Annotated in this window: 18 protein-coding genes and 4 pseudogenes; 18 read left to right on the top strand and 4 right to left on the bottom strand. The window is 38.9% G+C overall.

The annotated features are described in order from the left end of the window. The 11 genes and pseudogenes from RCG17_RS04770 to RCG17_RS04725 all read left to right on the top strand — a co-directional run bounded on the left by RCG17_RS04770 (position 1) and on the right by RCG17_RS04725 (position 11,808). Positions 1-985: pseudogene (locus RCG17_RS04770) on the top strand (alpha-ketoacid dehydrogenase subunit beta). A gap of 67 nt (positions 986-1,052) precedes the next feature. Continuing rightward, positions 1,053-1,491 (top strand): annotated as a pseudogene (locus RCG17_RS28255) (biotin/lipoyl-containing protein); the annotation flags it as partial. A gap of 59 nt (positions 1,492-1,550) precedes the next feature. Then, a pseudogene (locus RCG17_RS28250) lies at positions 1,551-2,332 on the top strand (dihydrolipoamide acetyltransferase family protein). A 224-nt stretch (positions 2,333-2,556) separates the two neighbouring features. Next, positions 2,557-4,455, top strand: a complete 1,899-nt coding sequence (locus RCG17_RS04760) for a methylmalonyl-CoA mutase subunit beta (protein WP_308174117.1) — start codon at positions 2,557-2,559, stop codon at positions 4,453-4,455. Continuing rightward, a complete protein-coding gene (gene scpA, locus RCG17_RS04755) occupies positions 4,436-6,634 on the top strand; it encodes a methylmalonyl-CoA mutase (protein ID WP_308174116.1) in 2,199 nt (732 codons plus the stop codon). The genes RCG17_RS04760 and scpA overlap by 20 nt, the downstream gene beginning before the upstream one ends. Before the next feature lie 11 nt (positions 6,635-6,645). After that, positions 6,646-7,752 (top strand): methylmalonyl Co-A mutase-associated GTPase MeaB, encoded by a 1,107-nt coding sequence (meaB, locus tag RCG17_RS04750; RefSeq protein WP_374120945.1) that lies wholly within the window; start codon positions 6,646-6,648, stop codon positions 7,750-7,752. Between the two features lie 88 nt (positions 7,753-7,840). Then, positions 7,841-8,278 (top strand): BrxA/BrxB family bacilliredoxin, encoded by a 438-nt coding sequence (locus RCG17_RS04745; protein ID WP_308174114.1) that lies wholly within the window; start codon positions 7,841-7,843, stop codon positions 8,276-8,278. A 201-nt stretch (positions 8,279-8,479) separates the two neighbouring features. Continuing rightward, positions 8,480-9,274 (top strand): transporter substrate-binding domain-containing protein, encoded by a 795-nt coding sequence (locus tag RCG17_RS04740; RefSeq protein WP_308174113.1) that lies wholly within the window; start codon positions 8,480-8,482, stop codon positions 9,272-9,274. Between the two features lie 90 nt (positions 9,275-9,364). Beyond that, positions 9,365-10,024: an amino acid ABC transporter permease gene (locus RCG17_RS04735; protein ID WP_308174112.1), complete on the top strand. Its 660-nt coding sequence runs from the start codon at positions 9,365-9,367 to the stop codon at positions 10,022-10,024. Further along, positions 10,017-10,739 (top strand): amino acid ABC transporter ATP-binding protein, encoded by a 723-nt coding sequence (locus tag RCG17_RS04730; protein ID WP_308174111.1) that lies wholly within the window; start codon positions 10,017-10,019, stop codon positions 10,737-10,739. Before RCG17_RS04735 ends, RCG17_RS04730 begins: the two co-directional genes overlap by 8 nt. Positions 10,740-10,806: 67 nt before the next feature. After that, a complete protein-coding gene (locus RCG17_RS04725; protein ID WP_308174110.1) occupies positions 10,807-11,808 on the top strand; it encodes an aromatic acid exporter family protein in 1,002 nt (333 codons plus the stop codon). A 72-nt stretch (positions 11,809-11,880) separates the two neighbouring features. Here RCG17_RS04725 and prli42 read toward each other — a convergent pair whose 3' ends face one another. Then, the gene (gene prli42, locus RCG17_RS04720) at positions 11,881-11,976 is read right to left on the bottom strand and encodes a stressosome-associated protein Prli42 (RefSeq protein WP_308174109.1); all 96 of its coding nucleotides are present in this window, start codon (positions 11,974-11,976) and stop codon (positions 11,881-11,883) included. Positions 11,977-12,134: 158 nt separating this feature from the next. On the opposite strand from prli42, the gene mce reads away from it, so the two are divergent. The 3 genes from mce (at position 12,135) to RCG17_RS04705 (ending at position 15,333) form a co-directional block, all read left to right on the top strand. Further along, a complete protein-coding gene (gene mce / locus RCG17_RS04715; RefSeq protein ID WP_308174108.1) occupies positions 12,135-12,545 on the top strand; it encodes a methylmalonyl-CoA epimerase in 411 nt (136 codons plus the stop codon). A 5-nt stretch (positions 12,546-12,550) separates the two neighbouring features. Next, positions 12,551-14,104, top strand: a complete 1,554-nt coding sequence (locus RCG17_RS04710; RefSeq protein ID WP_308174107.1) for an acyl-CoA carboxylase subunit beta — start codon at positions 12,551-12,553, stop codon at positions 14,102-14,104. A gap of 104 nt (positions 14,105-14,208) precedes the next feature. Then, on the top strand, positions 14,209-15,333 hold the full coding sequence (locus RCG17_RS04705; protein WP_308174106.1) for a tripeptidase T: 1,125 nt from the start codon (positions 14,209-14,211) through the stop codon (positions 15,331-15,333). A gap of 34 nt (positions 15,334-15,367) precedes the next feature. On the opposite strand, the gene RCG17_RS04700 is transcribed toward RCG17_RS04705, so the two are convergent. Continuing rightward, entirely contained in the window at positions 15,368-16,066 is a 699-nt protein-coding gene (locus RCG17_RS04700; protein ID WP_308174105.1) for a VIT1/CCC1 transporter family protein, read from the bottom strand. Between the two features lie 168 nt (positions 16,067-16,234). On the opposite strand from RCG17_RS04700, the gene RCG17_RS04695 reads away from it, so the two are divergent. Together RCG17_RS04695 and RCG17_RS04690 are read left to right on the top strand one after the other, a co-directional pair. Continuing rightward, complete coding sequence (locus RCG17_RS04695) at positions 16,235-16,693, top strand: chemotaxis protein CheW (protein WP_308174104.1); 459 nt, start codon at positions 16,235-16,237, stop codon at positions 16,691-16,693. Positions 16,694-16,757: 64 nt separating this feature from the next. Beyond that, on the top strand, positions 16,758-18,047 hold the full coding sequence (locus RCG17_RS04690; protein ID WP_308174103.1) for a DNA polymerase IV: 1,290 nt from the start codon (positions 16,758-16,760) through the stop codon (positions 18,045-18,047). A gap of 40 nt (positions 18,048-18,087) precedes the next feature. Here RCG17_RS04690 and zwf read toward each other — a convergent pair whose 3' ends face one another. Beyond that, on the bottom strand, positions 18,088-19,587 hold the full coding sequence (gene zwf / locus RCG17_RS04685) for a glucose-6-phosphate dehydrogenase (protein WP_308174102.1): 1,500 nt from the start codon (positions 19,585-19,587) through the stop codon (positions 18,088-18,090). A 205-nt stretch (positions 19,588-19,792) separates the two neighbouring features. Between zwf and rnz the strand changes: the two are divergent. Continuing rightward, a pseudogene (gene rnz / locus RCG17_RS04680) lies at positions 19,793-20,724 on the top strand (ribonuclease Z). Between the two features lie 78 nt (positions 20,725-20,802). Here rnz and proC read toward each other — a convergent pair. Next, the gene (gene proC, locus RCG17_RS04675) at positions 20,803-21,639 is read right to left on the bottom strand and encodes a pyrroline-5-carboxylate reductase (RefSeq protein WP_308174101.1); all 837 of its coding nucleotides are present in this window, start codon (positions 21,637-21,639) and stop codon (positions 20,803-20,805) included. A 224-nt stretch (positions 21,640-21,863) separates the two neighbouring features. On the opposite strand from proC, the gene RCG17_RS04670 reads away from it, so the two are divergent. Then, on the top strand, positions 21,864-22,655 hold the full coding sequence (locus RCG17_RS04670) for an SDR family NAD(P)-dependent oxidoreductase (protein ID WP_308174100.1): 792 nt from the start codon (positions 21,864-21,866) through the stop codon (positions 22,653-22,655). Positions 22,656-22,798: the final 143 nt, after the last annotated feature.

Raw genomic sequence — 22,798 nt, 5'->3', positions numbered from 1 at the left:
ATGGCAGTCATATCTTTTATAGAAGCTGTTACAATGGCTATTCGTGAAGAAATGGAAAGAGATCAAAAAGTCTTTGTTCTTGGAGAAGATGTTGGTAAAAAAGGCGGAGTCTTTAAGGCGACACAAGGTTTATATGAACAATTTGGGGAAGAACGGGTAATGGATACCCCGCTGGCCGAATCTGCTATTGCTGGAGTTGGCATTGGGGCAGCGATGTATGGAATGCGGCCGATTGCTGAAATGCAATTTGCTGATTTTATTATGCCGGCTGTTAATCAAATTATTTCGGAAGCTGCAAAAATTCGGTACCGCTCCAATAATGATTGGAACTGCCCGATTGTTATTCGAGCTCCGTTTGGCGGAGGGGTTCATGGAGCATTATATCATTCACAATCAGTTGAAGCGGTTTTTGCCAACCAGCCTGGGCTGAAAATCGTTATTCCTTCGACACCGTATGATGTGAAGGGTTTGTTAAAAGCGGCCATTCGGGATGATGATCCCGTCCTTTTCTTCGAACATAAACGGGCCTACCGTTTAATAAAAGGGGAAGTTCCAATCGAAGATTATACGTTGCCAATTGGGAAGGCAGATGTAAAACGAGAAGGGGACGACATAACGGTTATCACATATGGCTTATGTGTACATTTTGCCCTCCAGGCTGCAGAAAAATTAGCGGTGGATGGCATTTCAGCACATATTCTTGATTTACGTACAGTTTACCCGCTTGATAAGGAAGCTATTATTGAAGCAGCAACGAAAACAGGAAAAGTATTGCTAGTCACAGAGGATAACAAAGAGGGAAGTATTTTAAGTGAAGTGGCAGCAATTATTGCAGAAAACTGCTTGTTTGAGTTGGATGCACCAATAAAACGTTTAGCTGGTCCAGGAGATCCCGGCGATGCCATATGCTCCAACAATGGAAAAATTTTTCATGATGAATCCTGAAAAAGTTGAAAAGGCAATGCGTGAACTAGCTGCATTTTAAAACTTTTTTAGGGCTGGACCTGAATGGTAATTATTAGTGCACCGCACTTAAATAGGAGGTTAACTCGTTGGCTGTTGAACAAATTAAAATGCCTCAACTCGGGGAAAGCGTTACAGAAGGGACCATTAGCAAGTGGTTAGTTTCTGTTGGTGATACAGTAAATAAATATGATCCGCTCGCAGAAGTGATGACGGATAAAGTGAATGCGGAGGTTCCGTCATCCTTTGCAGGTGTAATTAGAGAATTATTAGCAAAAGAAGGCGACACTCTTTCAGTTGGAGAGATTTTTTGCACGATAGAAGTAGAATCTTCGGAATCAACAGAATCTCAATCGGAAGTTTCAATATCAGTAAACCAAGCCGATAAAGCGAATTCTGTGGAGCAAATGGCTTCTAAACAAAGGTATTCCCCTGCTGTTTTAAGAATTTCACAAGAACATGGAATTGATCTATCGCAGGTTAGGGGTACAGGAGTGGGCGGTAGAATTACAAGAAAAGACCTATTAGCTTTCATCGATTCTGGCACGGTGCCACAAATTGAAGTTGAAAGTTTGGCATCTTCACAAATGGTTGAACAGGTTGCTAAACAAATTGAGAAACCTGTAATTAGTCAAAGTAACCATGCTGCAACCGTTCCGGTTGAAACAGGAGATATTGAAATCCCTGTCACGGGTGTCCGCCGAGCAATTGCTTCAAATATGCTGCGCAGCAAACAAGAGGCTCCACATGCATGGATGATGGTTGAGGTAGATGCGACAAACCTTGTTGAATATCGGAATAAAATAAAAAATGATTTTAAAAGTAAAGAAGGTTTTAATCTAACCTTTTTCGCTTTCTTTGTGAAAGCTGTTGCACAGGCTCTTAAAGAATTTCCTCAATTAAATTCAATGTGGGCCGAGAGAAAATTATTCAAAAGAAAGAGATCAATATATCAATAGCTGTTGCCGATGAAGATTCACTTTATGTACCGGTGATAAAACATGCTGATGAAAAATCGATTAAAGGGATTGCACGAGAAATTACTGAGCTTGCCAACAAGGCACGAATGGGCAAATTAAAGTCGGAGGATATTTCAGGAGGAACGTTTACTGTTAACAATACCGGATCTTTTGGCTCAGTTCAATCGATGGGGATCATCAACTATCCTCAGGCTGCGATTCTTCAGGTGGAATCGATTGTAAAACGCCCCGTGGTAATGAATAATAATATGATTGCAATCCGTGACATGGTCAATTTGTGTTTGTCTTTGGACCACCGAATTTTGGATGGTCTCGTTTGCGGACGTTTCTTACAACGAGTAAAGGAAGTAATAGAAAATACTTCAGAATCAACTACTTCTATATATTAGATGTTGTTAACCGCTGCTAAAATATTGCAGCGGTTTTTTGAATAGTATTTTTATATGTTCACCATTTAATTTCATACATATATTTACTGTCTATGAACGGAAATTCACTGTTTAAAACAAAAGAGGTTTGTTTTTCGTTGCTTCAATTATCATCTTATCCTAAAATTAAAGTGAATGATTTTTGAATTTATTGCAATTTCAGAAATTAATTACGGGGGGAGATTATGAAATTAACTGAGATGAAAGAGCAATCTTTTCCAAATTATAAATGGGATGAATGGAAAAAGGTGGCAGAAGAAAGCTTAAAGGGAAAACCTCTTGAAGCATTACAACGCACTACATATGAAAATATCGTTTTGAAACCGCTCTATATTAGTGCGGATCACAAAACGAATTCCCAGTATCCTGGTGAAGAAGATTTCAGAAGGGGTATTAATCCGTTAGGATACCTTACGAATAATTGGAAAATTGCCCAGTGTCTTTCAGAAACAAATTTACAAGAATTAAAGGAAAAACTGACATCGGCCATAGAAAGTGGACAATCAGCAATTTCGTTTGGTGTTTCCAAGGAAATGATTGAAGCAAATGGCTTTTTAAAGGAGTTAGTTGGCGAATATTATCGTCAGTATCCATTTGCAATGGATGCAGGCGGGTACCAGGCAGACGTCATTAAAGCTCTCGAAAATATCGCACAAAGTCAGGAAGATCAAGCAAAAATAACTGGATATGTGGCCGCCGACCCACTTGCAGAAATAACAGTTACTGGCTCGCTTCCTGATAATTTTTCTGATTTTCTTAAAGAATTTTCAAAAAGCCTGCACAAAGCACATGAAAACTTTCCAAATTTAAGGACATTACTCGTAAATACAACCACATACCATAATGGGGGAGCAAATGCGATTCAGGAATTGGGAATTGCTGCTGCGGCGGGTGTGTTTTATTTAGATTCATTGGTAGCACTTGAAGCTGAACAGACGATGAATAAACTAATTTTTAAATTTTCGATTGGCTCCAATTATTTTATGGAAATAGCAAAATTACGGGCCGCAAGGATAATTTGGAATAAAGTTGCAGAGGCCTACGGGGTTAATGAAAATTCGCGTGCGATGCATATTGCTGCAGAAACTTCGATGTTTACAAAAACTGTATTTGACCCTTACGTCAATCTTCTTCGCGGAGGAAATGAAGCTTTCGCTGCTGTCATAGGCGGGGTTCAATATTTACACGTTGCTCTATTTGATCAATTGACTGGTTCAAATTCGTTTTCAGACAGAATTGCTCGGAACATTCAACTAATTTTACAAGAGGAAGCCCATTTAACGAAAGTAGTCGATCCTTCAGGTGGTTCTTGGTATATCGAACAATTAACCAATGAATTAGCTCAAAAAGGATGGCAGTTTTTTCAGGAAATTGAAGCTATAGGAGGCATTCTCGAGGCATTAAAAACGAATTGGCTTCAAACAAAAATTGCTGATGTTTATGAAAAAAGGAAGCTGGACATTTTCACTAGAAAACAAAGCATCGTTGGGACAAATGTATATGCAAATTTGGCTGATAATGTTCCCGAAAATATTAAAAAGGCACAAAATCCAGCCCAGAGTCAAAAAGAAGATCTTACTATCGCCATTACGGCGATCCCGCAATTACGCTTATCCCATCCATATGAAGGATTAAGAAAGCGGGCAGATGAACTGAAGCAAAAATCAGGTAAAGTTCCATGTGTTGGCTTAATATGTATTGGCAGTTTAAAAGAACATAAAGCAAGACTGGACTTTGTACGGGGATTCTTATCTGCTGGAGGAGTTACGATTCAAGCAAGTGAACCGATCCATTCAGTAGAAGAAGCGTTAGAGTTTGTAAGCAAATCGGAGACTAGTCATTTCTGTATTTGTGGAACGAACGATCTATATCAAATTCTTGGAATTGAAATTCTCCAAGCAATCAAAGCCAAATTGGCTGAACAGAGCATCTATCTGGCTGGACTTCCGGCACAAGATGACCAAGTAAATTGGACTGAAAATGGATTAAAACAGTTTATTCATGTAAAAAGCAACTGCTTTGAATCACTTTCTTCCATCCTTTCAGAAATGGAGGTGTCGGCAAATGAACAAATTCAAGCCTGATTTTCAAAAAATTAACCTTGATCTCGTAAATCAGTCAACTAGTAAAGAAGAGTGGAAGAAAAAAGCTGAAGCAGAAATTCAAGCTACAATTGACGATTTACTCTTTGAAACAAATGAACAGATTAGCGTGAAGCCACTATATACAAGTGAGGACTTGCAGAGTCTGGAACATTTACAATCTTTCCCTGGGGTCGCACCTTATACTCGCGGGCCATATCCAACAATGTATGTAAACCGGCCATGGACGGTAAGACAATACGCAGGATTCTCCACCGCAGAAGAAAGTAATGCTTTTTATCGCAGGAACCTTGCGATGGGACAAAAGGGATTATCAGTTGCATTTGATTTAGCGACACATAGAGGGTACGATTCTGATCATCCAAGGGTTGTCGGGGATGTTGGGAAGGCCGGTGTGGCAATTGATTCAATCCTTGATATGAAAACCCTTTTTGATGGAATCCCACTTGACCAAATGTCTGTATCCATGACAATGAATGGAGCTGTACTGCCAATTCTGGCATTTTTCATCGTTACAGCAGAAGAACAAGGCGTTAGTCAGGAAAAGCTTTCTGGTACGATTCAAAACGATATTTTAAAAGAATATATGGTCCGCAATACTTACATCTACCCTCCGGAAATGTCAATGAAAATTATTGCAGACATCTTTGAGTATACCTCAAAGTATATGCCGAAATTTAATAGCATTAGTATTTCCGGTTATCATATGCAGGAAGCAGGTGCACCTGCAGATATTGAACTTGCTTATACCTTGGCAGATGGCTTGGAATACGTACGGACGGGACTTGCAGCTGGAATCGAAATTGATAAATTTGCTCCTAGGTTGTCTTTCTTCTGGGCAATTGGAATGAACTATTTTATGGAAGTTGCCAAAATGAGAGCAGCAAGATTCATCTGGGCAAAAATGATGAAATCCTTTGATCCAAAAAATAGTAAAACAATGGCGCTTCGGACACACTCACAGACATCCGGCTGGAGTTTAACTGAACAGGATCCGTTTAACAATGTAACAAGAACGCTGATTGAAGCACATGCTGCAGCAATGGGACATACACAATCATTGCATACAAATGCATTAGACGAAGCGATTGCATTGCCAACGGACTTTTCGGCCAGAATTGCTCGTAATACGCAATTATTCCTGCAAGAGGAATCAGGAATAACAAATGTCATTGATCCGTGGGCAGGTTCATACTATGTTGAATCATTGACAAATGAACTGATTAATCGGGCTTGGGATCACATTGAGGAAATTGAAAAGCTCGGTGGAATGGCAAAAGCGATTGAAACAGGTTTACCAAAAATGAGAATTGAAGAAGCGGCCGCTCGAAGACAGGCAAAAATAGATTCTGGAAAAGAAACGATTATTGGTGTGAATAAATACCGTCTGGAAAAAGAAGAGCCGATTGATATTCTGGATATTGATAATACAGCTGTTCGATTAAAACAAATTGAAAAACTAAATCAACTTAAAGCTAGCCGTGATGACCAAAAAGTTGACGAAACACTCGCTGCGATCACCAAAGCAGCCGAAACCGGTGAACGGAATTTATTAGAGCTTGCTGTACAAGCAGCCAGGGTTAGGGCGACATTAGGTGAAATTTCCGATGCCATTGAAAAGGTTGCAAATCGTCATAAGGCGGTTATTCGTTCAATTAGCGGCGTTTACAGCTCCGCATTCTCAAACGAAGAAGAAATCGTTGAAGTAAAACAAATGGCTGATGGGTTTTTAGAGAATGAAGGCAGAAGACCGCGGATTTTAATTGCAAAAATGGGTCAGGATGGTCACGACCGCGGTGCAAAGGTTATTGCTACTGCATTTGCTGATTTAGGTTTTGATGTTGATATGGGGCCATTATTTCAAACACCAGAGGAAACAGCTCTGCAGGCAGTCGAAAATGATGTTCACGTGATTGGAATGAGCTCTCTTGCTGCTGGTCATAAAACGCTTTTACCACAGTTAATTGAAGAATTAAGGAAACTAGGACGGGAAGATATTTTAGTAGTTGTGGGTGGTGTTATCCCTGCTCAGGATTACCCTTTCTTGTATGAGCATGGGGCTGCAGCCATCTTTGGACCAGGAACAATTATTCCCGTTGCTGCTCAAAAAGTGATAAAAGAAATTTACCGACAACTGGGATATGAGGAAGTGGCACAATAGTGGGCAATGAGATGAGACCTGAATGGAGTGACCCAAACAACCCAGATTCTTGTTCAAGTATCATCCGAAAGGGAGAAGAGCTGGAAGGTTCTTCTACCGCCGTTCAAAGGAATGTTCGGTTTCAAAAGCGAAACAAAACGTCGCTGCCTATTGATGAATTATATGGGGGAGTATTGTCTGGGAATCGAAGTGCAATGGCTCGTGCGATCACTTTAATTGAAAGCAATGCCGAGCACCATTTCGAACAGGCTCAAAATTTGCTGCAAAAACTTCTCCCTCACTCAGGTCATTCAATTCGTATTGGTATTACCGGTGTTCCCGGTGCGGGCAAAAGTACCTTTATTGAAGCTTTTGGCATGTATTTGTGTTCTTTAGGACACCGTGTCGCCGTCCTTGCTATTGACCCAAGTTCTAGTATTAATGGGGGAAGTATACTTGGTGATAAAACCAGGATGGAACAATTATCCAGAAACCCATTTGCATTTATCCGGCCCTCACCTTCAGGAGGAAAGCTTGGAGGGGTGCACCGTAAAACAAGAGAAGCTATGTTAATTTGTGAGGCAGCAGGTTATGATGTTATTCTGATCGAAACGGTGGGTGTCGGTCAAAGTGAAGTTATTATAAGAGATATGGTTGACTTTTTCATGCTTCTTGTTTTAACCGGTGCCGGAGATGAACTTCAAGGAATGAAAAAAGGAATTATGGAGCTTGCTGATGCTCTTATTGTCCATAAAGCAGATGGTTCAAACAAAGAAAAAGCGATTCAAACAAAAAAAGAATATAATCAAATTTTACATTTTCTCCAGCCGGCGACAAAAGGCTGGCAATCAAAAGCACATACCTGTTCATCGCTTACCCAAGAGGGAATCAGTGATGTATGGAACGTTATTGAGACTTTTGCGGAAAATGGAAAAGCTGCGGGAGTATTTGAAGAAAGACAAAAAGGCCAATTGCGGGAATGGTTATATTCGATGATCAATGACCAGCTTCAATATCAATTCTTTCATGATCCAATGGTTACACATCAGCTGCCAAAGTTAGAAAATGAAGTCATGGCTGGAGAAAAAACAGTGGCAACTGCTGCTGAACTTCTTTTTAAAGCCTTTTTCCATAAGTAAAAAATCCATCTTATTTGAAATAAACACTTTTTGACTGTTATTATAGTGTTATACAATCTAAGAGGATTGCTAAAGGAGTGATAAACAAATGAGTATGGATTTTAACTTTTTTATGAATGATATTGTTCGCCAAGCGCGAGAGGAAATTGTTTCAGCAGGATATGAAGAATTAAAAACTACTGAAGAAGTGAATGAAGCACTTTCAAAAAAAGGAACAACACTAGTTATGATTAATTCAGTTTGCGGATGTGCCGGAGGCGTTGCTCGTCCTGCAGCTGCCCATGCATTACACTATGATAAACGTCCTGATCGTTTAGTAACTGTTTTTGCCGGCCAGGACAAAGAGGCTACAGAACAAGCAAGAAGTTATTTTACGGGATATCCGCCCTCCTCCCCGTCATTTGCCCTTTTAAAGGATGGGAAAATTTGCACCATGATTGAAAGACATCAAATCGAAGGCAATGATCCGATGACTGTTGTTTCTAAATTACAGCAAACCTTTGATCAATATTGTGATGAAGTTTAACAGAACAAGCCAATCTCTCTTAAGAGATTGGTTTTTTTTGTACATAATTTTATTAAAAAAAGGTAAACATATTTATAAAAAATATATTTGCATAATTTTGTAGATGTGTTAAAATTCATTCATGTGAATAAATATTAATTTTAAAATTTAAAATTGATGTAAACAAATGACAAACATTTTTAAATTATAGGGGGAAGACAAATGAAAAAGAGTATTATTTTATTCTTATCCATGATTTTGGTGATTGGCGTTCTTGCTGCTTGTGGATCAACAAAAAAAGACAATGCGGCTGGAGATAGTTCTACTAAAAAAGTATTAACCATGGGTACATCTGCTGATTATCCGCCATTTGAATCAGTGGATACAGAGAAGTCAAAAAACATCATTGGCTTTGACGTAGACCTTGCAAATGCAATTGCTGGGAAACTAGGGCTTAAAGTGCAAGTAAAAGATATGGATTTTAGCGGCCTTATTCAAGCGTTAAAATCTGGACAAGTTGATTTTGTAATGGCTGGGATGACACCAACAGCTGACCGTAAGAAAAACGTTGATTTCAGTGATATTTACTATACAGCTCAACACATGATCGTATCAAAAAAGGATAGCGGCATTAATAAACTTGAAGATCTTAAAGGAAAAACAGTTGGTGTTCAATTAGGATCCATTCAAGAAGGCAAGGCAAAAGATATTAATAAAACAGTTCCGATTAATATTGTAAACCGCGACCGTATTCCTGATCTAATTCAAGAATTAAAAGCAGGCCGTATGGATGCTGCCATTATCGAAGATACAGTTGCTAAAGGATTCTTTAAGAAAGAAACTGAATTAAAAGGCTTTACCATTAGTGATGATCCTAATGAAGCAGGGTCAGCAATTGCATTCCCGAAAAACAGTGATTTAACTGCTAAATTCAACAAAGAATTGAAAACAATGAAAGAGAATGGCGAGCTTAAAAAGCTGATCGTGAAGTGGTTTGGCGGAGATGTTAAGCAGTAATAAGTTATACTAAAAGGCGTTCAGAGGGTCTTTGACATCTGAACGTCTTTAAAATTTTAATTGTATTTTCAGAGAGGATTGGTTTACGGGATGAACTTAGATTTTAAACAATTCATACCTTCTCTGCCATATATTTTGCAAGGAATTACGGTTACCCTTGAAATTGTTATTCTGGCAGGGGTTTTGGGTTTTATTCTTGGGACTATTTTATCTTTATTTAAAATAAGTAAATGGAAATTTCTTGGGTGGCAGGCTGATGCCTATACATCTATTTTTAGAGGAACTCCAATGATATTGCAATTGATGGTCATTTATTATGGTTCACCGCAAATTATTGGTTATCAAATTCAACCATATACTGCCGCTGTATTATCATTTGCCCTAAATTCTGGAGCATATGTCTCGGAAATTATTCGTGCGGGAATTTTAGCCATTGATAAGGGGCAGCAGGAAGCTGCGTTGGCATTAGGCGTACCATATGGAAAAATGATGTTCGACATCATCCTGCCTCAAGCAATTAAGAATATCCTTCCTGCTTTAATGAATGAATTTATTACCCTGACAAAGGAATCAGCGATTGTTACTTCTATTGGCGTTATGGATATTATGCGTCGTTCCTATCAGGTTGGTGCTGAAAAGTATTCCTTCTTTGAACCGTTAATCATTGCGGGTGTGATTTATTATCTCATGGTTATGATATTAACGTTCTTAGGAAAAGGGCTTGAAAGGAGAATGAGACGCAGTGATTAAAGTAGAAAATTTAGTTAAAAATTTTGGCGAACTCGAAGTGTTGAAGAATATCTCCACAACGATCAAGCAAGGTGAAGTGGTAGCGATTATTGGGCCGTCAGGTTCGGGAAAATCTACTTTTCTACGCTGCATGAACCTTTTGGAAACTCCATCTTCCGGCCATATTTGGATTGGAGAAGAAGATATTACGGATAAAAAAACGAATATTATGAAAGTCCGTCAAAATATGGGTATGGTTTTTCAGCATTTTCATTTATTCCCTCATAAAACGGTCTTGCAAAATTTAACCTATGCACCAATGAAGGTTAAAGGGGTTTCTAAAGAGGAAGCAGAAAAGTTTGCAAATGAATTGTTGGAAAAAGTGGGCCTTTCTGAAAAAGCACAAGAATATCCAAAACGTCTCTCTGGAGGACAAAAGCAACGCGTAGCGATTGCGAGAGCTTTAGCCATGCAGCCGGAAGTGATGCTTTTTGATGAACCTACATCTGCTCTTGATCCTGAAATGGTCAAGGAGGTTCTGGAAGTTATGAAGACACTTGCTCACACTGGTATGACAATGGCCATTGTAACTCATGAAATGGGCTTTGCCAAAGAGGTGGCTGATAGGGTTTTCTTCCTTGATGGAGGGGTCCTTGTTGAGGATGCCCCACCTCGAGAATTTTTTTCAAATCCAAAAAGCAAACGTGCACAAGACTTCTTGCAAAAAATGCTTTAAAGAGTATATGCTAGAATGAAAGATGATCTTTATGATCATCTTTTTTAGCGTTTGGAGGTGGATAGTAATGAAGTTTCGAATAGGTTACCGAACAACAAAAACCGCAATAGGTGTTGCTTTAAGTATATTACTAGCACAGCAGTTGGGACTTCATAATTTTGCCTCAGCCGGTATTATAACGATTTTGTGCATTCAGATAACAAAGAAGAGGTCATTTAGGACTGCCTGGGATCGATTTTTGGCTTGTACCCTGGCTGTACCTTTTTCTGCTTTGTTTTTTTGGGCATTTGGTTATGAACCTATTGTGATTGGAATTATTCTTCTTTTCTTTATTCCTTCCCTTGTTATGTTAAAAGCAAATGATGGGATTGTGACAAGTAGTGTTATTATTCTGCATCTATTTGCAGCACAGAGTTTTTCGCTGTCCTTCTTCTTAAATGAATTAGGTGTCATTGTAATTGGTATTGGTGTGGCTTTGATTGTGAACCTATATATGCCGAGTGTTGATAAAAAAATGGATGAATATCAAGAGAAAATTGAAGAAAACTTTAAACAGATTTTTAATGAAATCATTCGTTATTTACGAAATGGTGATAGTGATTGGGAAGGAAAAGAAATTACCGAAACCGCAAGCGTTATTCGTGAAGCAAAAACAATAGCTTTCCGTGATTTGGAAAATCGGTTTTTAAAAGAGGAATCGATTTATTATCAATATTTCACAATGAGAGAAAAGCAATTTGAGATAATAGAACGCTTGCTTCCCAGTGTTACGTCTATTACTAGTAAAGTAAAACAAGGAAATATGATCGCAGACTTTCTTGAGGAATTATCGGAAAATATACATCCTGGCAATACAGCAATCATTTATATACATAAATTAATGATCATGAAGGCGGAATTTGAAGAAAGTGTACTTCCTAAGACAAGAGAAGAATTTGAAGCAAGAGCAGCTCTTTTACAAGTTGTAAACGAAATGGAAAGATATTTAATTCTAAAGAGTTCCTTTAAAGGATTAAAAAAGACATCAAAAATGAGTATTAATAGAAAAAAGCAGCAAGTAAGTCGATAAATAGATGAAAAAAGGACTGGTTTCAGTCCTTTTTTTCATTAACTCCAGCGCAATCGTTGGGGTTTTTCTATTTTATATAAATTGTGCAAGACCTATTGCGATGGTAGAAGCTAACATGGCTATTAGCATTAAAAATACGATTATTTTTCTCGTTCTCTTCTTTGACAAGGCGGGTACCTCCCAAGACATTATTGATATTTTTATTTTACAGAGAAAATATCATGAAAACAACGGAATTAGTACTCAATTTAGGAAGGATTTATGAATTTTTTAACGAATAAGATAATTGTCGAATAAATTCTAATTTTGAAAACAGAGGGGATATTATGATAAAAAAAGTCGATCATATTGGGATTGCCGTCAAATCCCTTGATCAAACACTTCCGTTTTATACGGAAGAACTAAAGCTTCCCTTATTGGGAATTGAAGAAGTTGAAAGTGAGAAAGTAAAAGTGGCCTTTCTTGAGGCTGGGGAAACCCATATTGAATTGCTTGAGCCAACTTCACCAGAAAGTGCCATTGCCAAGTATATTGAAAAGCGTGGAGAGGGGATCCACCATATTGCACTTGGTGTTGATTCCATCCAAGGAAGACTTAATGAATTAAAAGAAAAAGGGATTCGACTGATTCAAGAAGAAGCGAAAATTGGTGCGGGCGGTTCTAAAGTGGCCTTTTTGCATCCAAAATCAGCTTCTGGCGTTTTGTATGAACTATGTGAGAAAAAGGGGGAAGAGTAAAAATTATGATCGATATATATGAAAAAATTAATGATCTGTATGACAAAAGACGGGAAGTTGAATTGGGCGGCGGCGATGGAAAAATTCTTAAACAGCATGAAAAAGGAAAGTTGACTGCCAGGGAAAGGATTGACCTTTTAGTAGATGAAGGTACCTTCGTTGAACTAAATCCCTTTATTGAACATCGGAGTAATGATTTTGGTCTTGACGAAATGAAAGGACCTGGTGATGGGGTTGTTACAGGCTATGGAAAGGTAAATGGCCGTCCTATTTATTTGTTTTCTCAGGATTTTACCGTTTTTGGCGGGGCATTAGGAGAAATGCACGCTAAAAAAATTGCTAACGTAATGGATTTGGCTGCAAAAAATGGTGCTCCTTTTGTCGGGCTTAATGACTCCGGCGGTGCAAGAATTCAAGAAGGTGTCGTTTCACTAGACGGATATGGTTGGATTTTTTATCGGAATTCCATTTATTCAGGCGTTATTCCACAAATATCGGTCATTATGGGACCATGTGCAGGCGGTGCTGTATATTCACCGGCAATCACCGATTTCGTTTTCATGGTTGAAAAAACAAGCCAAATGTTTATCACTGGACCAAAGGTAATTGAAGCGGTTACTGGTGAAAAAATTAGTTCTGAAAACCTTGGTGGTGCAAAAGTGCATAACTCGATCAGTGGAAATGCCCATTTTCAATGTGAATCCGAAATGCAGGCATTGAAAGATGTACGAAAACTTCTTAGCTATCTTCCACAAAACAACCAAGAAAAGACTCCTATGCTGGAAACGGATCCGGATGATTTTAATTATCGCCCTGATTTAGCGGAACTTATTCCGTTTGATGCTGTTCGACCATACGATGTTCATATTGTTATCGATCAAGTATGTGATGAAGGTTCTTTCATGGAAATTCAAAAAGACTTTGCTAAAAATGTAGTTGTCGGCCTTGCAAGAATCGCCGGAGAATCCGTCGGTCTTGTTTGTAACCAGCCTAAGTTTTTGGCAGGTGGACTTGATATTGACTCCTCAGATAAAGCTTCTAGATTTATTCGCTTTTGCGATTCCTTTAATATCCCAATTATTACATTTGAAGACGTTACTGGCTTTTTCCCTGGTGTTAAACAGGAGCATGGGGGAATTATTCGTCACGGTGCAAAAATTTTATATGCTTACTCAGAAGCCACTGTACCGAAATTAACGATTATTTTAAGGAAAGCTTTTGGTGGAGCCTACGTTGCTTTAAACAGTAAATCAATTGGCGCTGACATCGTTTATGCTTGGCCAAATGCAGAAATTGCCGTTATGGGTGCACAAGGTGCCGCCAATATCATTTTTGCTAAAGAAATTGAGAACAGTGACAATCCTGAAGAAACAAGACAGCAAAAAATTGAAGAGTACCGAGAGAAGTTTGCAAATCCATATGTTGCAGCAGCTCGCGGAATGGTTGATGACGTTATTGACCCACGTGAAACTCGGATAAAAATTATTCAGGCACTAGAAATGCTTCGCAACAAGAAAGAATCTAGACCTGAGAAAAAACACGGAAACATTCCACTTTAATAAATAATAAGCCCTCCACATGATAATGTGGGGGGCTTTATTTGAAGATAAGAAGCCGAAAGGGGTATACTGTTGGAGTGAGTACATAAATGGAGGTTCAAAAAATGGCAATTAATCAGGAACGTCTTTTGAATGAGTTTTTAGAGCTTGTCCAAATTGACTCAGAAACAAAGTTTGAGACAGAGGTAGCAAAGGTCCTAAAACAAAAATTTACTGATTTAGGGCTTGAAGTGTTTGAGGATGACACAACAGCTAAAACAGGACATGGGGCAGGAAATTTAATTTGTACCCTTAAAGGAACAAAAGATGGGGTAGATCCGATCTATTTTACTTCCCATATGGATACTGTTGTACCAGCAAAAGGTGTTAAACCTTCTGTAAAGGATGGTTATGTTGTAACGGACGGTACAACAATTTTAGGTGCTGACGATAAAGCAGGACTATCTGTTATGCTGGAGACCATTCGTGTTTTAAAAGAGGAAAACATTCCTCATGGCAATATTCAATTTATCATAACAGTAGGAGAGGAATCAGGACTTGTTGGTGCTAAAGCGCTGGATTCTTCGTTGTTAAAAGCGAAATTCGGGTATGCCCTAGATAGTGATGAAAAAGTTGGAAATGTTGTTGTTGCTGCTCCTACTCAGGCGAAAGTGAAAGCAACAATCTATGGGAAAACAGCACATGCCGGTGTTGCGCCTGAAAAAGGGGTTTCAGCCATTACGATTGCAGCTAAGTCGATCGCAAAAATGCCGCTTGGCAGAATTGACTCAGAAACAACTGCCAATATTGGCCGCTTCGAAGGCGGATCAGCAACAAATATAGTCTGTGACCGTGTAGATATTCTTGCTGAAGCACGTTCGCTCGTTCCAGAAAAAATGGAGGCACAGGTTCAAAAAATGAAAGAAGCGTTTGAATCTGTTGCAGAACAAATGGGCGGAAGAGCAGATGTTGCTGTTCAGGTAATGTACCCGGGATTTAAGTTTGGGGAAGACGACCAGGTTGTTCAGATTGCGAAAAAAGCAGCAGCAAAAATTGGCCGTCCTTGTGAATTACAAAATAGCGGCGGCGGCAGTGATGCGAATGTATTCAATGGATTTAACATTCCTACCGTTAACCTTGCTGTTGGCTATGAAGATATTCATACAACAAACGAGCGAATCCCTGTGGAAGAGCTATATAAGCTGGGAGAAATGACCTTAGCAATAATTGACGAAGTAACAAATCAATGAAAATAGAAAAAAGCACAGACTTCTGTGCTTTTTTCTATGAAATTAATTTTGCCAGGCCAAAGGCAACGGTGGCAGCTAGTCCGCCTACAACAGTTGTTTGGAATGAACTTTTCCATGGTGATGTTCCAGTGAACCTGCCTTTTACATATCCAAAAATAGCAAGTGCGATTAACGTAACGATGGCAGATACCTTTAAACCGGAGATTGGATTTGCGATAAAAAAGTAAGGAAGAAGTGGAATAAGACCGCCTAAAATATAAGAAATGGCAATAGTAAATGCACTGTTTCTTGCCCTGCTGGGATCAGGCTTTTCTAAGCCAAGTTCAAATCTCATCATAAGATCAACCCATTTGTCAGGGTTCTTTTTCAATGTTGAAATAATGGATTGTATTTGCTCGTCTTCAAGACCGTATTCTTGAAAGATCTCAGCAACCTCTGCCTCCTCGTGCTCAGGCAATTCAATAATTTCACGCTGTTCGCGTTTCAGTTCTGATTCATAATGCTCTTCGTCTGTTCGAGCAGCTAAATAACCGCCTAATCCCATTGCTACCGACCCAGCAGCAATTTCCGCTCCGCCTGCTGTAAGAATTAACGCAGTCGAATCAACAGCTCCAGAAAGACCTGCAGCCAATGCGAACGGGACGGTAAGTCCATCGGACATGCCAATAACAATATCACGAATTAAATCGGATGCAGTAAAGTGACTCTCAACATGTTCTTTTTCTTTTGACATTGTTCTACACCCCTTTCATTTTCATTTGGAAAAAATACTTATCCTATCCATATTTTACTGAACCTTTCTGAGATTACAACAAAAATTTTCCTTTCTTGTAAATATGGCATTAAAGTCGTGCTATAGTAATACTATACATATTTCTAATAGGGAGGCTCTCCTATTTATATGAATAAAGTTGTTGTAATTGGTACGGGGAAGGAAGAATATGCAATACCGCTTCAATATGTTGTTTCCATTGAAAAACTAGAGGGGATTACTCCTATTCCGCAAATGCCTGACTATGTTACAGGCATGATTGAAATCAGGCAACAAGTCATCCCCATCCTTGATCTTGAGTTTATTTTTTACGATCGCTTTATACAATTGGACGAAAATTCGCGGTTGGTGATTGTTCAACTTGAGCAATTTATGGTTGGAATCCTCGTAAATGAGGCAAAAGAAATTATTGAAATTTCCCCTGAAAAAATAAAACAGATCGGGTTAATTAAAAGTCCAGCAACTGCTTATTTGACCGGCGTGGCCAGTTTAAATGGCTTTTTAGTAACAATTATTAATCCAGAGGTTTTGATCGGTTCATTAGAAGGAATAAATGTATTACTAGATGAATTGAAAAGTCACTGTTAATGTGGCTTTTTTTCTTTCTAGTTTTGCTAGAATATTCTTAGTGAAGTTTTGAGGATGTGGGCATATGAAGCAAATGTATCCTAAAAATGGAAAAGTCATTTTACATGTTGACATGAATAGTTTTTATGCTTCGGTTGAAATGGCCTATGACCCGGCCTTAAAGGGTACGCCCCTGGCGATTGCGGGCAATGTCGAGGAGCGGCGGGGCATTATTGTGACGTGCAGCTATGAGGCACGAAAGTTTGGTGTGAAAACCACAATGCCATTATGGGAAGCAAAAAAACTCTGCCCCAATTTGATTGTCAAATCACCAAATTTTGACCGTTATCGGTCTGCATCGATACGGATGTTCGAACTATTAAGGCAGTATACTGATCTTGTTGAGCCTGTTTCAATAGATGAAGGATATATGGATATCAGCGGGTGCTATCGTTTAGGCAGTCCGCTTGACATTGCTCAAAGTATTCAAACCAGAATTCTCAATGAGTTAGATTTGCCTTGCAGTATCGGGATTGCACCTAATAAATTTTTGGCGAAAATGGCTTCAGATATGAAAAAGCCATTGGGGATAACGGTATTAAGAAAGCGGGATGTAAAAAAAATTCTTTGGCCGCTTGAATCAAGTGAAATGCATGGAGTTGGCAAGAAAACGGCAGAGAAACTAAAAACAATTGGAATCATCACTATTGGCGATCTTGCTAATGGCAATGAGGTGCAGCTGAAAAAACTACTTGGGATTAATGGGCTCCGCTTAAAGGAAAGAGCAAACGGAAATGACTCCAGACCAGTTGATCCTGAATCCGTTGCCGATTTTAAAAGTATTGGAAACTCAACGACACTTCCAAAGGATGTGATCAATCAACAGGAATTATTTCAAACCCTTGATACCCTATCCGAAAAAGTCTCCATTCGATTAAAACGCAAAAATGTCTTAGCAACAAGTATAGCTATCACGATTCGATACAAAGATAGGAAAACAATTACTAGGAGCAAAAGGTTAGATAATCCTGTGTACCTAAAAGAAGAAATTGCTTCTCTTTCAAAGCAATTATTGCTAAAAGCGTGGAATGGCTATCCAATCCGTTTATTAGGGATTACTGGTTCTGACTTAATAGAACAAGACCAAGCAGTTAAACAGCTAGACCTTTTTTCTTATCAAAAAGAGGCCCAAAAGGAGCCGCTTCTTAATGTTGTTTCACTGTTACAAGAAAAGTACGGAAAAAAGATTATCGAACGCGCTGGTCTTCATCAAGTAGACCCAGATCATCAAATAGGAACAGAGACAAGCTTCAATAAGGATTTTCTCCGTTCCTTCCCAAATAATGCAGATTCTAATCATAAAGAGAATAAATAAGCACCCGCATCAATGCCACGGGTGCTTTCGTTTATTCTTCTTATTTACAAAGGTCAATGACGTCTAATTCATCAACATGCCACCATGAAAAGCCGTCTTTTTTTAATAATTCATCCGCCGCTTTTGGCCCCATTGATCCAGACTCATAGTTTGGATAATCTGCTTTTGACTGTGTCCATGCAGCAGATATTTTGTCTACAAAATTCCAAGAGTAAGCTACTTCATCCCAGTGTGTAAAGTTGGTTGCATCACCGCGCATACAATCATACAGAAGTTTTTCATATCCTTCTGGTGTGTTCATCGCATTAACACCTGTATTGGCAAAGCTTAGCTTCTCTTCATATGCATCCAGATGTACACCTGCCTTTTTGGCATTAAGATGCAGCGTTATGCCTTCTTCAGGCTGAATATGGACAACAAGAAGATTTGGATTTAGCTCTCTCTGATAATACAAATTCATCGGAATATCTTTAAATTGGACAACAATTTTAGTCGTTTTTGTCGCCATTCTTTTACCTGTACGAATATAGAATGGTACGCCTGCCCAACGGAAATTATCAATCATAATTTTTGCCGCAACAAAAGTTTCAGTGTTGGATTCTTTGTCTACCATTGGTTCATCCCTGTATGCAGGAAGCTTTTCATTCTCAACTACCCCTTCACCGTACTGGCCGCGAACAAAATAATTATTTACCTCTTCTCCTTGAATATTACGAATGGAGCGGAAAACCCGAACTTTTTCGGAACGGACATCTTCCGTTTTTAAGCTGATTGGAGGTTCCATAGCCAAGAGTGCGACCATCTGAAGCATATGGTTTTGCACCATATCCCTTAGAGCACCGCTATTTTCATAATATCGCCCACGTTCCTCGACACCAAGAGTTTCACTGGATGTGATTTGAATATTGGCTATATAGCGGTTATTCCAAAGCGGTTCAAAAATGGCATTGGCAAAACGAATTACTTCGATGTTTCGAACCATCTCTTTTCCGAGATAATGATCGATCCGATAAATCTCTTCTTCAGAAAAAGCGGTTCTAATTTGTTCATTTAATTTTTTTGCCGATGGTAAATCATGTCCAAACGGCTTTTCAATCACTAATCTTTTATAGCCTTTTACCTCTGTTAAACCATCCGATTTTAGGTGAAGGGCAATCGTTCCGAAAAATTCAGGTGCCATTGCCAGATAAAACATTCTGTTTCCCTGAAGGCCATAATGTTCATCAAGATCATTGGCTAATGATTTTAATGTTTGATATGAGCTTGAATTTGTTACATCATGTGAATGGTAATAAAAATGGGATGCAAATTCATCAATCTTTTCATCTTTCCCTAATGAAGAAACAACAGAATCTTTCACTGAGTTTTGAAATTCTTCATTTGAAAGGGGGCGGCGGGCAACACCTACAACCGCAAATTGATCTGATAAACGACCTTTATCAAACAAACGGTATAGGGAAGGAAACAACTTCCGTTTAGCCAAGTCACCTGTTGCCCCGAATATCATAATTAATGAAGTCATCTTTTTAGATTCATCCATGTTTAAAGACCTCTTTTCAAGTAAATTCTGATGCTGTTATGTAAATGGTTTTGTCCTTTACAGGAAAAAATTTTAGCCGTTTCCTTTAGATTTAGCAAATTTAATGCAATCCATGTATTTTGTGATGGGTTCTTTTTCGTTAAAGAAGTATGTTTATTATTTGTGGTATATTATTTATATTCTTTTTACGGAAAGGGGTTTTTATGTGGATATTTTTTTCTTAGGTACGGGTGCCGGTTGCTGGCAAAGCTTCGGAACGTAACGTCCATTGCTTTTAAACTGCTTGAAGAGAGAGGAGCCGTATGGCTGTTTGATGTAGGAGAAGCAACGCAGCATCAAATCTTACATACCTCAATAAAGCCACGTCGGATTGAAAAGATCTTTATCACTCATCTGCATGGTGACCATCTCTATGGGTTGCCCGGATTGCTTTCCAGCAGGTCATTTCAGGGAGGAGATACTGAATTAATTATTTATGGACCGAAAGGTATTGCCGAATATGTAAAAGTCAGTTTATCAATCAGCCAGACTTTTTTAAAATATCCTTTAAAAATTGTTGAACTTGAAGAAGGGGTTGTTTTTGAAGATGATCAAATGATCGTCGAAACACGTCGTTTAGACCATGGTATCCCCTCATATGGATTTAGAATTGCTGAAAAAGGCCAGGGCACACTGCTTGCGGACAAGCTGGCAGAGGAAGGGATTAAACCAGGTCCCATTTATAGAAAGATAAAAAGTGGCGAACAAGTGGTTTTAGAAGATGGAAGAATTGTGAATCCGTACGATTTTTTAGGTCCTGCACAGCCAGGTCGGGTTGTTACCATACTTGGAGATACCCGCTTCTGTGAAAATGCTATTATTTTAGCTCAAAATGCTGATGTATTGGTTCATGAAGCCACCTTTTCTAAAGCGGATGAAAGTCTGGCACATGATTATTTTCATTCTACAACGCACCAGGCTGCTGAGATTGCTAAAAGAGCAAACGTAAAAAGGCTATATTTAACACATATCAGTGCTCGTTATGATCGAAATGCTTGGAAAGAATTAGTGAACGAAGCCCAGGAGATTTTTTCTAATACAGATATTGCTGAAGATTTCAAAGAAGTACCCATTCCTTTGAATCAGAGTCATGACTGAATTAAAAACACTTACCGATTTCAATCAGGTAAGTGTTTTTGTTCATTTACGAAGGCGTCATTTTCTATTTTAGCTATGTTACTTTGTTGAGTGGATCCCCGCACTTAACATTTCGCCCATTTTTTTTGATTGAGCGGTAGCAGCTTTCATGCATTCGATGAATGCATGCTGGACGTGGTTTTCTTCAAGAATTTTAATTCCTGCCTCTGTAGTTCCTCCAGGGCTTGTTACTTCCTTACGAAGCTGTTTAGATGGTTTTGGGGATACCTTTACCATTTCCGCTGCGCCTAAGAACGTCTGGATAATGAGCTTTTTGGCAATCTCCTGGTCAAGGCCAATTTCTGCTGCGCCTTTTTCCATTGCCTCAACGAGGTAATAGATGTACGCTGGGCCGCTTCCTGATAAGCCTGTCACAGCGTCTAGCTGCTCTTCAGGAACAAATGCTGCAAAGCCAATCGTTTCAAATAATTGTTTAATGGCTTCCATTTGCGAGGTTGAAACCGAGTTATTAACCGCAATCCCGGTCGCCGATTTTCCAACTGCTGCAGAAGTGTTTGGCATTGCCCTAGCAATGGCTAACTGCTTCCCAGCTTGTACTTCTATTGTGTTGATGGAAATCCCGGCAAGAACAGAGATGATTAGCACATCGTCTGATAAATAGTTCCGTATCTCGGAAATAGCAGTTGCTGCATCCTTTGGCTTCATGGCTAAAACCACTGCATCTGCATCAGTAAACAATTTGTTTAAATCATAGCTTCCCGTAACTCCATATTGTTGATGAAGTTCGGATAATTTTTCCTTATTGGCTTTGTTTGTGACCCAAATATTTTTTGAATTCAACAACTTATTTTCAATAATCCCGGAAATCATAGCTTCTGCCATTGAACCGGCTCCGATAAATACTAATTTTTTCATTCAATTTCCTCCTAAAAACTAAAAAGCTTAGAAAATTATGCGGAAAGTTGAGGATTTTGTCAAGTGATAAATATGTAAATTTTCCTCCTTTTTTAATAATTTTGAAAAAGGAGCTAAACTTGACTAATCATCCAATGTAAAGGAGAGTAATAGTGAAGACTATTCTAATCAGTGTAATAGACTGATCTTTATGTTATCGGTGATGGTCAATTGAGGTGATATAAATGGAAAATTTAAAAGGAAAAAATATTGTCATTACGGGTGCCTCAGGAGGTATTGGTGCGGAAGTTGCAAAACTCTGTGCCGCTCAAGGTGCCAACCTTGTTCTATTAGCGAGAACTATGGATAAATTGCAGAAAATGAAACACGATTTAGAAGGGAACAGCCATGCTAAAGTAGATATTTTTCAGCTGGATGTATCGGACACTGACAAGGTTAAGGAAATCTTCACCCAAGTCCTTAAAACGATTCAACATGTCGATATTTTAGTAAATAACGCCGGGTTTGGGATTTTCCGCGCAGCACATGAAGCGACAATTGAAGAAATCAAAGGGATGTTTAGCGTAAATGTTGTCGGTTTAATGGCATGTACAAGTATGGTTTTGCCTGGTATGCGCAAGAGACGTTCCGGCCATATCATTAATATCGCCTCCCAAGCTGGAAAAATTGCTACTCCCAAGTCCAGTGTTTATTCAGCCACGAAACATGCAGTGCTTGGCTATACAAATGCGCTCAGAATGGAGCTTGCTGATGACAATGTGCATGTAACAGCAGTGAACCCTGGTCCTATTGCTACTAATTTTTTTACAATTGCTGATGAGAAAGGCACATATGTTCAAAATGTGCAAAGATTTATGCTCCAGCCTGAATATGTCGCAAAAAAGATTGTGAACGCTATGCATACTCGTCCAAGGGAAGTTAATTTGCCTCGGTGGATGAATATGGGAAGTGTGATCCACACTTTGTTTCCATCCTTGTTTGAACGGATTGGAAAACGTGCCTTTAATCAAAAATAACTGTCTCTGCCCCAAAGACTTTCAGGCTGTCAAAACTCGGCAGCCTATCATTTTATTCAATTACTTTAATTATTCACCGCATTAATATGGCTTAATAGTATTGGAGTATAGGCTGTTAAACAGGTCTGTTGCTGCGCTCCAGG

Source organism: Neobacillus sp. PS3-12 (assembly GCF_030915385.1).
Lineage (GTDB): Bacteria > Bacillota > Bacilli > Bacillales > Cytobacillaceae > JAEVLT01.
The sequence above is the reverse complement of the archived record's forward strand: the minus strand, read 5'-3'. Positions and strand labels throughout refer to the sequence as shown.